Raw genomic sequence first — 14,727 nt, 5'->3', positions numbered from 1 at the left:
ACACAATGGGTTGAGGAAGCATTTGATCGGCGGCAGCGCACTCGTTACGATTCCGTTTTAATGACAGGCCCGATATTGTACGCATTATGCGGACACCGACGGGATGATGGGAAAAGGGGAGCAAGCCGGTGGATGATTTACCGCCCGGTCAGGTCGTCACGGCCACGGCGCTGATTCGGCATTTCGCCGTGCATTCGCGACAGGCAATGGGCGAACCCATCCATATCATGAACCATGGCCATGTCGGCCTGACGCTCCTTGCGACGGACCTGTTCCAGCGTCTGGCCAGTGGCCGGAAATGCTCCAGCGGACCGGATCATCCGGAAACGCAACTGGACATCCTGCTGGACATGATCCCCACGCAGGTGATCCTGACGGATCGGGATCTGAAACTCTCCCGGATCAATCTGGCCGCACGCCGCCGCTTTGGCGTCAGCGAGAAGCAGGTGCTGGGAGTCCCCCTGGCGCAGATGCTGGCGGGCTCCGACTCCCATTCCCTGTTGCGGGCGCTTGAACGCGTACGCGACACGGGCATTCCGGAAGCGTTCGAGCAGAACGCCGCCGGGCCGCCGCCGCTCGTCCATCGCGTCCAGGCTGCGGCCTTTCCGGGCGGTTTTGCCGTGCTTGCCGATGAAATCGCGGATCGCGTGACCCTGCGCGCCCAGGATGCGCGGATCGCCGCCTATGAGGATCTGATCGACCGGCTGCCCGGACTGGCCCGCGGAACCTTCAATGTCCGGGCCATCGTCACCGATATTTCGCCCGCGCTCGCGGAGCTGGTCGGGACGGAGAAGAGCCGGATCGTCGGCACCCGATTTGCGACCCTGTTCGGGGCTTCCAACCGCGGCACGATCAGCGATGCCGTGGAAGAGTTGCTGACCGTGGGGAAACCGTTCGGCATGGCGGCGGCATTGGTGGGCGGCCGTCCCGACGGCCAGACCGTCTGGGTCAATGCCGCGCCGCTCTTGTCCGCCGACGGGCAGGCGGGCGGCGTCTTCATGATGGGAACGAAGCCGGTCGGCATCAGTAGCTGATGGTGACGATCAGGCTGTCGGCATAGGCCCCCGCCTGCGGCCATTGTCCCGCCGCGATGCGGCCATAGACGGACACGGTCTGGCTGAAGGACAGCAGCCCGTTCAACGAGGCGGTGACCGTGCCGGTCCCCGACGATCCGGTTCCCCAGACGGTCGTGCGGCTGGCATTTGTATAGAGGTTGTAGTTGAGCCGTGCGCCACCCTGCGTCATCTGGCGCGCCAGCGCATCGCCCGACGAGCCCGGGCTGATCGCGATGTCGATGGTCCCCGCCAGCGAGACCAGGCCCGTGCAACTGAGCGTCACGCTGCCCGCGGCGTCCTTGGGCGCGGGCGAAGTGGGATCGTAGCCGCCAAAGCCGATCCCCGTTGTCGACGCCGAACAACTGCACAGGGTGCAGCCCCATGCCGGCGTCGCCAGCCCCATGCCGGCCAGCGCGGCCAGAACGAATCCCGCAGCTTTCATCGCTTCCCCTCCCGATCCGGCACACAGCGTACCGGCCCCATCCGTGCCGCACCGGCGTTGCCCGGCAGGGCCGGGACGATCGCGCGGCAGGCGACCGCCGGGCCGGACAGCAGGATTTCCTGCCCTTCATGCGCATCGGCCAGATACACTTCGCCGCCATGTCCGGAAATGCCGGGTGCCGCTCCCTCCATGGTGACGGTCAGTCCTTCCGCAATGGCCGCGCCGCCGCCGTCGACCAGCCGCAAGGTGACGGGGTGAGCGGCCGCACCCCCAAAACCGATCCTCACCGCCTGCCGGTATCCCGGAACCGCGACCTGCTCCGCCGATGTCACGACAGTGTCGATCGGCAGGGCATCCAGGTCGATCGCGATCCGGTTGGCCGCATAGGGCTGCAACCCCGTGACGATCGCGGGCCTGCCCGGTTCCGCCTTGCGCGCGACCGGCCGGTTTTCGAAGAAGACCGTCACGTCCTGATCGGCGGCCACATCCACCACCGCAAAGGCGTAATCGAGCTGCGGTGTCGCGATGATCCGCCCCCCTACCCGCAGCAACGCCCCGCGGGCCTGGAACCGCATCCCTTCCATTTCCCCCATGCGCGACGCCGACAGATCGACATCGCCGGCCGCCGTGCGCCATGTCACGCCGCCTTCCATCTGTACTGGCGCATCCGCCTGACGCGACGCCAGAAAGCGATAGCCCCACCCCGCGTCCGGCGGCGGGTTCTGGCTGAAGCTGGCGGCGGTGCGGCCACCCTCCACGAACAGGCCCGCGCTCGACCCCGCGCCGAGGGGAAGGGTCAGCGATCCGAAAAGGCCGTTGGTCCGGCTGTCCGAAAAGCGCGTCCGCCGCGCGCCCAGCGTGACCCAGGCCGCCCCCAGGCTGGCCGCATAGGAAAGGGAACCGGTGGAGAAGCGGTCGCCTTGGCCGCCCTCACTGTCGAGATAATGGGCATTGACGGTGCCGCGCCCGCCAAGGGCCAGGCTTCCCGCCACGACCCATTCCCGGCGACCGGCGGGCACTGGATCATCCTCCCCGACCTGCGTGAAATGCGCATCTTCCTGCATGTAGCTGGCGGTCACGGAATAGCGGGCCGTGATCCGCTGCACCTGCGCGCGCCACAGGAAACCATCACCCGAACGGCCATGCGACCCCGCCGCCGCCAACGATATTTCGCCCCAGGAAGACAGAAGCGCGCCAAATCCCAGCCCGGCCATCTGCCCATCCTCGCTTGCCTCCATGCGGCCGGAAAGCGTCAGGCCGTCGCCCAGCCCATGCCGCCAGAAACCAGCGGCGAAGGGAGCCCCATAGGAAAAGCTGCGCGCACCGAAGTCCCTGCGCAAAAACCCTGCCTCCAGCGAAAAATCGTCCAGCCCTTCCCGCAACAGCCGCGGACTGGTGTAGAAGCTTTGCGTGACGGTGCGGGCGGCGCCATTGGCGTCCCTGATCGTCATCGTCACTTCGCCCGCGCCGGTAAAGACGGGCTGATAATCGATTTTGAAATCGCCGGGCTGAACCGCCATGCTCTGGCGGCTGCTGGTCGCCGCAAGGTCCACGACCGAGGGCAAGGCGGCGGAGCCGGAAAGCCGGGGCACCGGATAGGTGACGGCTTCCGGCGTCAACGAGAAATCGGTCCCCAGCCTCACCCCGGCGAACCGGACCGGCCGGTTCCAGTCGGCGCCGCGCGTCAATGTGTCGCCCAGGACCAGCCGCAAACGCCGATCCTGAAAATCGCGGATGACATTGCTGTCGAGACGAACCGCCGCCGGCCCGCCGCCGCCCTGCTGCATCAGGGCGGTGATGCCGGCGACGCCCCAGCCGCCCGACATCCCGGCATCCAGCAGGGCGGAAGCGGCCCAGCCGCCGCCCCAGCGCGCGACCGACAGATCATAGCCGGCAAATTGCACCGGCACCGCTTCCATCACCGGCCGTCCGCGCTGTTCCGGGCCGATATGGGCGGTCGGGAAGAAGGACGGCCCGGCGTCGATCAGCAGGGTTCCGCCGGAACCGTCGAGTTTCACCGAAAGGCCGGGCAGCCCGTCCAGCAAGGCATAGCTGCAGCCGCCCACCTCCATTTGCCGAAGCGGCGCGGGCAACCGCAAACCCCATTGGCTCAGCATGTCCTGCCGGACGAACAGGCGGCCCGCGCTCAGCACGACAAGGCCCGTCTCTTCAAGCGGCTGGCCATTGATGACGACGCCCACGGGCATGGGGCGCGGACTGCCGTCCGGCTCGACCGCCACCGGAACCGCGAGTGCCAACGGAAGATCGGACGCCGCCGCCGGTTGCGCCAGCGACAGCCATAGCAGGACCGATGCCCTGCCCGGCCGCCAGCCGGCCTGCCCTGCGCCGGACAATGCAGCAGCGAGCGGCATCGATCATCCACCCTCACCGCTCGGCGACGGCGGTTGACGCGGCGAGTGGGCCAGTGGCCGTCTCCACCTGCACTCCGCTGATCGCATCGCCATCCGGGGATTCAAGCGGCAGGTCGATGCGCCCGCCCGCCAGCAGGTAGAAACCACGGTCGAGCCGCGTGACTTTCCCGCCAGCTCCGGCAGGCGTCATGTCGATCGCCGTGACCTGGACATGCCGGTCGCCCTGGTTGAACAGAATGAGCGTCCGCCGTCCATCCGCGCCCTTTCCGACCGACCAGCGAAGCAGGGGCGCCGCGCCGGACGGCGCGCGGAATATCGGCATGCTGATGCGAAGCAACGTCCGCACGGTACCGGGAGCAACCGTCGCCATCGGCAATTCATCGATGATCAGGCGGTAGCTCTCTTCACGCGACCCGCTGCGCGCCGGCAGGCTGCACCGGACCAGCCGGCTCGACCCGCCGGGAATGCTGAGAATGGAGGGATTGACGACCGGCCCCCCGTCCGGGTCCAGCAGGTCGACGCCGTTCGCATCCTTGCGCCAGCCAAAACCCCTGACCTGGACAGTCGCGGGTGCCTTGTCATCATTGGCGATGGTCAGGCTGCAAAACTGTTTCTCGGCCGCCATTTCGATCCGCACCGGCAGGATGCGCAGCGCGCCCGCATTCGCCGACGGCGCGATCCCCCAGAACAGGGCGCCGACCATCACCGCCAGAACCCGTCCGGGTCCTGCGCCATGCCGCCTGATTGTCATGACCGGGCCTGCCTTCAGTAGCTGACGGTGATCGTCACCGTGTCGGTGTAGCTGCCGGCGGCCACGCTCTGCTGGGCGGGGATGCGGCCATAAACGGTGAACGCCGCCGGCAGGATCGTCGACGCGGTCTGGGCGACCGTGTCCGACCCCACCGAGTTGCCCCAGTTCGTGCTGCGTCCCGAATTGCTGTAGAGCGCGTAGCCGAGCGGATTGGCGCCGCTCAGCATCTTCCGGGTCGATACCGTCGCTCCGACGGCGCTTCCGGCGTTCAATCCTATGTTGAACAATGTGCCCGGCGTGCAGGTGACATTGATCGTGCTGGTCGCATCGGTCGGAGACGCCGATGTCGGATCATAGCTGCCAAACGCCATGTTCGTCGCCGATACCAGGCAGACGTTCAATACCGTGGCCGACACGCCCATCGTCGTTGTGGCATCCGTTGCCATCGCCGCATTCGGCAAGAGACCCAAAAGGAACAACGCACAATATTTGCGCATGACGTTTCCCCCTCCGGTGATTTCGACACCTATTGATCTGAACCAATATTGGAGCAGGAAAGGTTAGAGAAACGTTAGCAGTGTTTACTGTTTCCGATGAAAAGGGGATTATATTCACTTCCGATCACAATTTGCGGGATGGATATATAACTTTCGAAATATCGAAGAAGACCGATTATCTTTATTTGAATGTCAGGAATTGGCTCCCGCGCGACCTGATGCCGCGGTCAGGGTTGTCCCGGCCGCTTCCCATGTTGCCGATCGGCACGCAACAACCACCAAAGAATGGCGGCCACGAACGACCAGCACTCGCAAGTCGATCGATGGCGCAGGCCGCAGGGATGGACTTCCACCGCATCCTGCGGCGATTTCCGAAAGGCCGGAAAGGGAATGTGCGGGCGCAGGGGGCGGGTGATGCGTCGGTCAAGCAACATGGCGTCGTGCCCCTGCAATATCGTCATAGGCCGCAAACAGCCGGTCGAAATGGTCGTCCATGGTCATGACGGCCGGCGCAGACTCCAGCGCCGCCCGGCGCCGCGTCACTGCATCGGCGCGCGCGAATTTCGCGATCACGCCGGCCAGACTGTCCGCCTGTCCCGCGCGATAGAGCAGTCCGCCGCCGCTGCGCGCCTGATCGGACGCGCCGCCTTCGTCGGGCACGATGACCGGCAGGCCGCTGGCGCGCGCTTCGGCCGCGACCATGCAGAAGGTCTCCGCCTCGCAGCCATGGACGAGCGCGTCGGCGCTGGCGAGCAGTTCGGCCAGCGCCGGGCGGGAATGCATCGGCGCCAGCAGCTGGATGTGCGGATTATGGGCCGACGCCCGGCGCACCCGCCCTCTCTCCCGCCCGTCACCGACCAGCACCAGACCGACCGGCGTCGAAAAGCCCGCCGACGTCACCGCATCGATCACCATCGGCCAGCGCTTTTCCGGGGCGTGACGGCCAACACCCAGCAGCAGCGTCGCCTCCGGCCCCAGCCCGCAGCGCTCCAGCAGGCGGGCGCGCAGCCCCTCATGCCGATGCGCGGGGCTGAAATGCCCCGGCTCGACGCCCATGGGCAGCGTCATCACCCGCCGGAGCCGTCCCGCCTCCAGCCGGCGCGACAGGCTGTCGCTGGCGCTGACCACCAGATCGAACCGCTCGTCCAGCCGGCGCAGGTGGCGCCAGAACCAGTCGAACCCCCGGTCGATCGCCTCGCGGCTCAGCACCGATCCGAACCAGCGATAGGCATAGGCCGACAGCGGATCGGCGTGCATGATGAGCGCGCGCGGCGCGCCGCCCCGCCACCGCGCCACCATCGCCGCGCTGGCCCAGGGCGAGGATGCCTCGACCAGATCGGGCTGCAACCGGTCGAGCATGGCATGGAGCGACGCTTCGTCGTCGAAATAGGAATAGCGCCGGTCCAGCGGAAAGCGGCGCGCGGGCAGCATGACGATCCTGCCGCCGCCCGCCTCCACCACCCGATCGCTGTCGGACGGCGCGAGGATGATGACCTCATGCCCGGCCAGCGCCCCGGCGCGCAGCTTGCGCTCGACATAGGTTTTCACCCCGCCGCCGCTGGGCGCGTAGAAGGCGCAGACGTCGACGATGCGCATGGCCTATTTCTCCACCGGGCCGAAGGACAGCAGCCCCCGGCGATAATTGACGATGATGCCGATATGGGCGGGGCCGCTGCCGACGACCGCCCTGGCGGCGGCGGCGGACGGTCTGGACCAGCCCAGCTTCGGATTGCCGGGAAAGCCGATCCCGTCGACCGAAAGCGAGAAACGGCGGTTGGCGTCGCGGTCGTGCAGCAGGCTGAGCGCATAGGTGCCGGGACCGGGCGCGCGGATGCAGAGCTGCACGGGCCCGGTGGCCGGGACCGCCACCTCCACCCGGCGGAAGGGCTTGCCGGCCGCGACCAGCAGATTGTCGTCGGCCAGGAAGTCCGCGTCGTCCGCGGGGTACAGTTCCAGCTTCAGCCGTCCCTTGCGGTCCTTGAGGCCGTTGACGTCGACCAGAAAGGACGGGCCCTTTTCATCCACCCGGCACTGGCCCTCCGCCTTGCCAAGGTCGGGAGTGGAGGGGATGGCGGCGGCGAGCAGCAGCGTCGCGATCATTGCGCCTCGCTCTCCTTCACGAGGCCCGTCGCGCCCAGCGCCATGCCGACCAGCAGATGCGCCACCAGGATGAGCGAGGCCATCAACGCCATCGCCGACACGATCTCGCTGTCGCGCCCGATCAGGAAGGCGGCCATGCCTGCGAACACCACATCCTTGTTCGGCAGGAAGGGCAGGCGGGATACCAGTTGGCGCAGCGTGCCGAGCAGGATCCACCAGCTGAGTTCGATGTCGGGCAGCAGCATGTGCCACATCATCGCCGCCAGCACCGTGGTCGCGACGATGCGGGCCAGATGGATGCCCGCAACGACCCGCAATTCCGCGCGCGGCAGGGTGAACAGCCGCCTGCGCAGCAGCATCGCCACCAGCGATGTCGCCAGCACGAACAGGATCGACCCGCCCACTTCCCAACTGTTGAGCCGCGCGTCCACCGCCCCCAGCAGCGGCACGGCGAAGGCGACCATGACCAATGTGACGCCGTTGCCGACCAGCGCGGAAAGGATCGTCACATCCTTGATCGCGCCGAACGGCGCGGTCGTGATCTTCCCGCTGCGCCGCGCCCAGGCGTAGAAATAGACTTCGCCGAGATAGCCGAGCAGTATCTCGTTGCTGACCAGCTTGCGCAGCAGCGCTGCGAAGCCGTCTGCCGGGATCGCCCAGAGACGACGGAAGATCACCCATTCGGAAAGCGGCCCGGCCAGATAGTAAAGCGCGAACGCCGCCCAGAAGGCGATGCTGCCGGGCAGCATCGCCCACAGGCTGGACGGGTCGATTCCATGGAACTGGTGCAGCGCGACGACCAGGATCAGCACCGACACCAGCGGCCCGGCCCAGCGGGTCCAGTTGCGGCCCGACTGGATCAGCGGCTTGGGGTCGAGCACCGGCGGGTCGAGCGGCACGACGGGAGGAGGAAGCAGGCCGGTGGAGCTGTTGCCGGTCATAAGGAACTCGTCATTGTGGACGGGATGGGTTGACGACACGCAATGAGGAACGCCTCAGTCGGTCGCGCGGCAATTCGGGCGAAGCTGTCCAGATAGGCGGGGGCGGCCGCCTCCAGCGTGAAGTGCCGCGCCTGGGCCAGACTGGCGGCGGCATGCTGGGGCCCCGGCGCGTCGGCCAGAACCCTTGCGAAGGCGGCAAGATCACCTGCCGGCACCAGCCTCCCCAACGCGCCGTCGCCCAACAAGGACCGCATCGCGGCGCTGCACTCCGTCGCGATGACCGGCAGGCCGACCGCCAGCGCTTCCAGCACCACGGCGGGAACTCCTTCATAATCGGACGAGAGGAGGAAGGCGTCGGCCTGCCCGATCCTGAGGGCGGGATCGGGAACATGGCCCATGAAGCAAAGGCGTCCGGCAATGCCAAGCCGGCGGGACCGCGCGGCGAGCCTGCCGCGTTCCGGGCCCTCGCCGAAGATCAGCAGACGATCGTCGGGGCCCGCGGCCCGCGCGAAGGCGTCCAGCATCAACCCGAAATTCTTCTGTCGCGCCAGCCGGCCGATGGCGACGAACCAGCGCCCCTTGCCCGCCCTCTTCCGCCGGACGGCGCGCAGCCGGTCGATCTGGTCCAGCGACAGCGCCGGATCGGGGATGATGCTGATCGCCCCGGCTCCCGGCCGGACGAGCGCGGCAATCTCGCGCTCCAGCCCCGGCGCCATGGCGACGAAATGATCGATGAACCGCCCCTGGATGCGCAGCCACAACCGGTAGGCGGTACGCACCGGCCAGACCATGTCCCGCCGCTCCAGGTCATTGCTGATCTTCGCCAGGACGGGCGGGCAATGGCGTCCCAGCAGCAGCTTCATCGCCACGGCGACCACCGCATAGCTGTTGCCCGCGCAGAACATCGCGTCCGGCCGCGTCCGGCGGATGAAGCCCGGCAATGTCATGATCATCCACAGGGTCTCGAACCCGGCAACGGAAAAGCCCGGCCCGCGCGGCACATGAGGGTCAAGGTCATGGCCCAGTTCAGCGCCCATCGCGCCATCGCCGCGCCCCAGGAACAGTGGCGCGTCGATGCCCTGGTCCCGCCAGCGGCGCACCAGCCGCAGCGCGACCCGCTCGACGCCGCCCGGCTCGAAACTGTGGAGGAAGGTCAGGATACGCATTTCAGCCAGCCAGCAGATCGCCATAGCGCGCCGGGCGGTGGGTCCGCCCCAGACGCCGCACCACCCGGTCGATGCTGTCGAGCAGGGCGGGCACATGCGCGTCGCCCGGATGCACCGCGACCCGCGCGACCGGCGCATGGCGCAGGACAGGCGGCAACAGCCGCGCCGCCAGCAGGGAGGAGGCGATGCGCGCCCGGCTGCGGCTGGCCCAGGTGATGACCGGTCCACGGGCCAATATCCTGCCCGATGGCGGATGCCACACCTTCATATGATCCTCCGCCAAGGCGAATCCGCACCGGCCAAGCGCGGCGCGCGCAGGGCTGCCGTAAAGCCAGGCGGGCGCGACGAAGCCCGCCACCGGCAGGCCCGTAACCTGTTCGATCAGATCGCGGCCGTCGGTCATCCGCCGTGCAGCGGTCGCCCCGTCCAGACCCAGAAACTCGCCCTCCCCGGCGGTCATGCGCCGCGCCTTGAACCGATCCAGGGCATTGTCATGGGTCGCCATGTCCCTGTGGAACCATCCATGGGCGAACATGCTGACGCCGGCCTCCGCCCAGCCACGCAGCCGCGTCGCGAAGGGCGATCCGGGCAGCAGCGGGTGCACGCCCCAATGATTGGGCACCACCAGCATCGCAAGCGTGCCGGGCGCGGCGTGCATCGAAAGCCGATCCAGCAGGCGATCGACTTCACCCTCGAAACATGGACCAACATCATGAAGGGAAAGAAGAAGTCGTTTCATGACAGGTCCACACCCCCAGCACGCCTGCGCCTATCGAGCGCCGCTATGATGCCGGGTGATGACCTGCCTGTGACAATTTGCGCCATATCCGCCTTTCGCCCTCATCGGGAAGACGCCATCGCCGCAAAGGACCGCAGTTGCTGCATGAATATTTTTATCGCCCGGCGACAACTGCGGTGTTGCTCTGCCGGCATCGTCGTTGCGCCACAGGAGAAGAAGCTGTGCGCATTCCGACATGGACTTTCCGCATGATCGCCGTCGCCGCACTGATCGCGGCGGCGCCTCCGGCTGACACGCGCGCCCTCCCGCCGCCGCCCGTCCCCATCGGCTTCGATGGCGCCCTGTCGGTCATGACCTATAATGTCCATGGCCTGCCCTGGCCGCTGGCCTGGGGGCGCGAAGCCGATTTCGACCGCATCGCAACGACGCTGCGCGACATGCGCGCGGAGGGGCGCAATCCCCATGTCGTGCTGTTGCAGGAAGCCTTTACCGACGATGCGAGGGCGATCGGACGGGCGGCCGGCTATGCCTATGTCGCGGACGGCCCGGACGACCGGACGACGAACGATGCGCGACCGGCGGTCACGGAGCAGCGCTTCGTCGCCGGCGAGAGCCCGCTCCACGGCGAGGGCATCGGCAAATATGTCGGCAGCGGCCTGCAGATCCTGTCCGACTTTCCCATCGTCGCGGTCCACCGCATGGCCTTTCCGCGCTTCGCCTGTGCCGGGTTCGATTGCCTGGCGAACAAGGGCGCCATGCTGGTGCGGATCAGCCTTCCCGGCCAGCCCGGGCCGATCGATATAGTCACTACGCATCTCAACAGCCGTCGCGCCTCCGACGTGCCGGATGCCCGCTCCAACCATGCCCACAGCCTTCAGATCGCCAGCCTCACCGCCTTCATCCGCCAATGGCACGACCCTCACGACCCGCTGATCGTCGGCGGCGATTTCAATGCAGGCCAGGCGGTCGAGCGGCGCGTCGACCTTATGGACCATGCGGCGCGGGACTGGAGTTTCGGCACGCCCATGGACAATGCCTATGCCGCTGCCGAGGGGCTGCACCTGCCCTTCTCCGCCGATGCCCGCCTGTCGGAACGGCGCGCCCGCGACTGGGAGTTTTTCGCGTCGGGCCGGCAGATGACTCTGACGCTGCGCCGGATCGACATTCCCTTCGGCCATGGGGCGGACGGCACCATGCTTTCAGACCATGTCGGCTACACCGCCACCTATGCGCTAGAGCCAATCGACATTCAGCCCTGACGGCCTGCAAATGACGCTTCCGTGCTTCCGGTGCTCACCTACCTTGAGCAGGCTGCGCTCCGGGTCACGGAAAACCCCTATTTTCGGCTCGTCATCTTCTGAATGCCGATTGGCTCCAGGGCGAAGGCCGGTCACCAGTTTTTCGTGAACCCGATCGCCCATTGCCGCGGCCGCAGCGGCGTATATTGCGTGCCCCTGGCGAGCGCGAAGGGATTGCCGAAGGCGAAGCTGTCCGCCTTGCAGTCCAGCAGATTGCTGCCCGACAGCCGGATGCTCCAATCCTTCCGGCGCAGCGCCAGATCGGCATTCGCCAGTGCATAGTCGCCCATCCGCCGGTCGATGCCCGGATCGAAACTGAGACGGGAAGGACCGAGATAGGCAAGGTTCACGCCCATGCTGCCGCTCCAGCCGGACAGATCGAAATGGCGGTTCACCCCCAGCCGCGCCTTCCAGTCGGGAACGACAGGCAAATGCCGGTCCTCCAGCCGCAAGCCCTCGTTCGTGCGGGTCAACAGCGCGCTCTGCCCGACCAGCCCGGCGCTGATCGCCCATCCGGCGGCCGGTTTCCAGTCCACCGACGCCTCGACCCCCCGGATGCGGGCATCGCCTACATTGCGCGTACCGATCAACCCGTCGGCCAGCAGATAATCCGACTGCATATGCGACCATGTCGTCAGGAAGGCGTCGAGATTGACCGTCAGCCAGGCGGAGGCCGAATGCCGCCAGCCCATCTCGACCGTCTGCAGCTCGTCGGATTCGAACCGCTCGGCCGAAGCGGCGCCGGTCCGGCTAAGGCCTCCGGGCCGCAGCGCCCCGGCATAACGCGCATAGAGGAAATCATGCGCGCCCGCCTGCCAGGACAGGGCCAGCGAAGGCGTAAAGCCGCTGCGCGCAACCGACGCCTCGATCCGTGCGTGGCGCGCGCCCTGCTCCTCCTCTATGCGGGAATGGAACAGGCGGCCGCCGACGCTGAGCGACAGCGCCCCGGTCAGCGGCATGCGCATGTCGCCGAAAGCCGAAAATTCGACCACGCCCTGTATGCCGGTCCCGACCGTCTCATCCCGCACGCCCCGGACCGCGCCGGAGAGATGGTTGCGCACATCCACGAAGGAGAGACCCGCCAGCCAGGACAGACCGTCATCCCGCGTCTGCGACAGACGCACTTCCTGGTCGAACAGGCGATTGCGACGCTGCTCCAGATAAAGCGCCGGGGGAGCAATGCCGAAGGCGGAGGCGGAAAGATCGCTCGCGTCCAGCGTGCTCGATACGTCATGATCGACCCAGTTGCCGGCATAGACCAGGTCCGCAGCGCCCAGCTTTCCCGCGACGCGCAGCGCCATCAGGGCAAAATCATTGTCGTGCGGCTCGGCAGGCTGGGCGGGCCGCTCCAACGCATGGCGGGCATAGACATATTGGCTGTCGGCCACGTCCCGCATCTGGGCCATGCCGTTGAGATCGACGGCCCAGTCCCCCGCCAGCGCGCGCAACGCCACGCGCCCGCCGCGCAACTCGCCCCGGTTCGCATCCCCCCGGCCCGCCGTGTCGATCCATCCCGGCTCGCGGACCGCATAGGCCACGGCGCGCAACGCCAGCCGGTCCGCCACGACCGGCAGGTTGACCATCGCCTCCGCGCTGCCGCCCATTTCGCCGTGGGTGGCCAGTGATGCGCCCATGCCCGCCATTGCCGCGAACGACCCCGCATCGGGCGGGCGCGTGACGATATGATAGACGCCCCCCAGCGTGCCGGTGCCGTAAAGCGACCCCTGCGGTCCCTTCAAAAGTTCCACGCGCTCGACATCGACCAGCTTCAGGTCGGGATCGGGCGCATTATAGGTGGCGCGCGCATCGTTGATCAGGATGGCGACGGTCGACTGGCTGTTTCCGTTGAAGGGACTGTCCGCCACGCCGCGGATGAACTGGCGATTGCGCCCCGGTCCCAGATTGGTGAGCGTCAGGCCGTCCAGCCGCTGCGCAACCTCCTCTGTGCCCGGAAGCAGCGCGCCGCCCTGTTCGCCGGGCGCCTGCACGATCGCAACCGAAATCGGCAGCCGGGCAAGAGGCTCCTCCCGCTTGGTGCCGGTGACGATGATATCCACCGACCCCTCCGGCGGAAGCGGAGGCGCTGGCCGGACGGGGTCGCGGCGCGATGCCGGCGGCGCGGCTTGCACCAGGCGATAGGCGGTGGGGGAGAGACGCCGCGCCTCCAGCCCCGTTCCCTCCAGCATCCGCGCCAGCGCCTGCTCCACCGTCATCCGCCCGTCGACGTGGCGCGACCGAAGGCCGGGCAGGCGGCCTTCGAAGCCGATCGCTATCCCGGTCTGCCGCGACAGCGCCGTCAGCGCCTCGGCCAGCGGCGCGGGTTCGACATGGATCGGCCGCTCCTGCGCTCCGACGCTAGCGGGCGCCAGCGCGCAGCAGCACAGCGCCGCCCTGATGTACGGTGCGAAGGTCCATGAACTGCGCGACTTCCCCGACAAGGCCCGATCCGTCCCCCACGATCAACACACCGGAAAATGGCCGGTCGGCGACATCGGCCCCGACCCTGACAGGCACCCCTGCATAGCGGCTGAGATCGGACGCCACCAGAGAGAGCGGCACGGCCTCATAGACCAGCCGTCCCTGCCGCCAGCTGCCGACGGTGCCGGGCGATACCGCGCTGGTCGCGCCGCGATGCGTCACCCGATCGACCAGCAGTTGCCGCCCGGCCGGCAATGGGATCGCATCCCCGCCATCGCGCGGCGCGATGCTGATCCTGCCCTCCGCCACGGCCACCCGCATCGTCCGGGCGTCGGCCAATATGTCGAAACGCGTGCCGATGTCGCTGATCCGCTGCCCGCCCGCCTCGATCGTCATCGTCCGCCCGGGCCGATGAGGAATGTCGAACAGGGCGCTGCCCTCCAGCGCCAGCCGGTCCTGCGCCGCGCCCTCCACGCGCAAATGGCTGGAGGCGGCAAGCGCGATCCGGGAGCCGTCCTTGAGCAGGATGGTGCGCCCCTGCCCCGGCCCGGTGCGATAGTCCGCCGGTTGCGGCGCGGGCGATCGCAAGGCGGGAATGGCGACGGCAAGCGCGAGCGCCGCCGCGACTCCACCGCCCACCCACCGCCGTCGCCGGCGCGGCGCCTCCGCCGCGATGGCCGGACCCGGCATATCCACCGGCGGCACCAGCGCCGCCAGCGTCGCACGATGCTCGACGATCCGGGCATCGACCAGCGCAATGGAATCGAACGCGGTTCGATGCGCGGGATCGGCCTCCAGCCACAGCGTAAAGCCGTCCCAGTCGAAATCCGCATCATCCTGCGCGCGGTGCCAGGCGATCGCCTGGTCGAGGATCGTCTCCGTCATGGCCCTATCCCACCAAAGCCGGTCCCATCGAAGCCCGCCCATTCGGGGCACCGCCTCCCGCTC

The 14,727-nt window shown here is 67.8% G+C and carries 13 protein-coding genes; 2 read left to right on the top strand and 11 right to left on the bottom strand.

Annotated features, from left to right (window positions below):
• Positions 1 to 128 precede the first annotated feature (128 nt).
• Positions 129 to 1,034: a PAS domain-containing protein gene (locus H5V43_RS00995; RefSeq protein ID WP_025547245.1), complete on the top strand. Its 906-nt coding sequence runs from the start codon at positions 129 to 131 to the stop codon at positions 1,032 to 1,034.
• Here the strand turns inward: H5V43_RS00995 and H5V43_RS00990 are convergent.
• From H5V43_RS00990 to H5V43_RS00950, 9 genes are all read right to left on the bottom strand, one after another.
• Positions 1,024 to 1,497: a Csu type fimbrial protein gene (locus tag H5V43_RS00990; protein ID WP_025547243.1), complete on the bottom strand. Its 474-nt coding sequence runs from the start codon at positions 1,495 to 1,497 to the stop codon at positions 1,024 to 1,026. The two genes, H5V43_RS00995 and H5V43_RS00990, sit on opposite strands and share 11 nt — an antisense overlap.
• The gene (locus tag H5V43_RS00985) at positions 1,494 to 3,869 is read right to left on the bottom strand and encodes a fimbria/pilus outer membrane usher protein (protein WP_193666725.1); all 2,376 of its coding nucleotides are present in this window, start codon (positions 3,867 to 3,869) and stop codon (positions 1,494 to 1,496) included. Before H5V43_RS00985 ends, H5V43_RS00990 begins: the two co-directional genes overlap by 4 nt.
• 13 nt (positions 3,870 to 3,882) lie before the next feature.
• Positions 3,883 to 4,620, bottom strand: coding sequence for a fimbrial biogenesis chaperone (locus H5V43_RS00980; protein WP_128830689.1), 738 nt, complete (start codon positions 4,618 to 4,620; stop codon positions 3,883 to 3,885).
• A gap of 14 nt (positions 4,621 to 4,634) precedes the next feature.
• On the bottom strand, positions 4,635 to 5,066 hold the full coding sequence (locus tag H5V43_RS00975) for a Csu type fimbrial protein (RefSeq protein ID WP_226869815.1): 432 nt from the start codon (positions 5,064 to 5,066) through the stop codon (positions 4,635 to 4,637).
• 474 nt (positions 5,067 to 5,540) lie between these two features.
• A complete protein-coding gene (locus H5V43_RS00970; RefSeq protein WP_025547237.1) occupies positions 5,541 to 6,713 on the bottom strand; it encodes a glycosyltransferase in 1,173 nt (390 codons plus the stop codon).
• A 3-nt stretch (positions 6,714 to 6,716) separates the two neighbouring features.
• Complete coding sequence (locus H5V43_RS00965) at positions 6,717 to 7,217, bottom strand: DUF2141 domain-containing protein (RefSeq protein ID WP_025547235.1); 501 nt, start codon at positions 7,215 to 7,217, stop codon at positions 6,717 to 6,719.
• Complete coding sequence (locus H5V43_RS00960; RefSeq protein WP_025547234.1) at positions 7,214 to 8,158, bottom strand: hypothetical protein; 945 nt, start codon at positions 8,156 to 8,158, stop codon at positions 7,214 to 7,216. The genes H5V43_RS00965 and H5V43_RS00960 overlap by 4 nt, the downstream gene beginning before the upstream one ends.
• On the bottom strand, positions 8,155 to 9,324 hold the full coding sequence (locus H5V43_RS00955) for a glycosyltransferase (RefSeq protein ID WP_158230054.1): 1,170 nt from the start codon (positions 9,322 to 9,324) through the stop codon (positions 8,155 to 8,157). Before H5V43_RS00955 ends, H5V43_RS00960 begins: the two co-directional genes overlap by 4 nt.
• A 1-nt stretch (position 9,325) precedes the next feature.
• Positions 9,326 to 10,063, bottom strand: a complete 738-nt coding sequence (locus tag H5V43_RS00950) for a DUF2334 domain-containing protein (RefSeq protein ID WP_025547232.1) — start codon at positions 10,061 to 10,063, stop codon at positions 9,326 to 9,328.
• A gap of 221 nt (positions 10,064 to 10,284) precedes the next feature.
• Between H5V43_RS00950 and H5V43_RS00945 the strand changes: the two genes are divergently transcribed.
• Positions 10,285 to 11,322 carry an endonuclease/exonuclease/phosphatase family protein gene (locus tag H5V43_RS00945; RefSeq protein ID WP_037481511.1) on the top strand — a complete coding sequence of 346 codons (1,038 nt, stop codon included), beginning with the start codon at positions 10,285 to 10,287 and terminating at the stop codon, positions 11,320 to 11,322.
• 131 nt (positions 11,323 to 11,453) lie between these two features.
• Here the strand turns inward: H5V43_RS00945 and H5V43_RS00940 are convergent, their stop codons facing one another.
• Both H5V43_RS00940 and H5V43_RS00935 read right to left on the bottom strand, forming a co-directional pair.
• A complete protein-coding gene (locus tag H5V43_RS00940; RefSeq protein WP_025547229.1) occupies positions 11,454 to 13,799 on the bottom strand; it encodes a TonB-dependent receptor in 2,346 nt (781 codons plus the stop codon).
• Positions 13,717 to 14,664 (bottom strand): FecR family protein, encoded by a 948-nt coding sequence (locus H5V43_RS00935; RefSeq protein WP_158230055.1) that lies wholly within the window; start codon positions 14,662 to 14,664, stop codon positions 13,717 to 13,719. Before H5V43_RS00935 ends, H5V43_RS00940 begins: the two co-directional genes overlap by 83 nt.
• Positions 14,665 to 14,727 lie beyond the last annotated feature (63 nt).

The sequence above is a fragment of the Sphingobium fuliginis genome, from assembly GCF_015074805.1.
In the GTDB taxonomy this organism is placed as follows: Bacteria; Pseudomonadota; Alphaproteobacteria; order Sphingomonadales; family Sphingomonadaceae; genus Sphingobium; species Sphingobium fuliginis.
Note: the sequence above shows the minus strand (reverse complement) of the source record. Positions and strands in the feature narration are given on the sequence as shown.

Coding starts and splice junctions, on each gene's coding strand:
- H5V43_RS00990 (WP_025547243.1), bottom strand. CDS start 1,497: ATGAAAGCTGCGGGATTCGTTCTGGCCGCGCTGGCCGGCATGGGGCTG.
- H5V43_RS00985 (WP_193666725.1), bottom strand. CDS start 3,869: ATGCCGCTCGCTGCTGCATTGTCCGGCGCAGGGCAGGCCGGCTGGCGG.
- H5V43_RS00980 (WP_128830689.1), bottom strand. CDS start 4,620: ATGACAATCAGGCGGCATGGCGCAGGACCCGGACGGGTTCTGGCGGTG.
- H5V43_RS00975 (WP_226869815.1), bottom strand. CDS start 5,066: ATGGCAACGGATGCCACAACGACGATGGGCGTGTCGGCCACGGTATTG.
- H5V43_RS00970 (WP_025547237.1), bottom strand. CDS start 6,713: ATGCGCATCGTCGACGTCTGCGCCTTCTACGCGCCCAGCGGCGGCGGG.
- H5V43_RS00965 (WP_025547235.1), bottom strand. CDS start 7,217: ATGATCGCGACGCTGCTGCTCGCCGCCGCCATCCCCTCCACTCCCGAC.
- H5V43_RS00960 (WP_025547234.1), bottom strand. CDS start 8,158: ATGACCGGCAACAGCTCCACCGGCCTGCTTCCTCCTCCCGTCGTGCCG.
- H5V43_RS00955 (WP_158230054.1), bottom strand. CDS start 9,324: ATGCGTATCCTGACCTTCCTCCACAGTTTCGAGCCGGGCGGCGTCGAG.
- H5V43_RS00950 (WP_025547232.1), bottom strand. CDS start 10,063: ATGAAACGACTTCTTCTTTCCCTTCATGATGTTGGTCCATGTTTCGAG.
- H5V43_RS00935 (WP_158230055.1), bottom strand. CDS start 14,664: ATGACGGAGACGATCCTCGACCAGGCGATCGCCTGGCACCGCGCGCAG.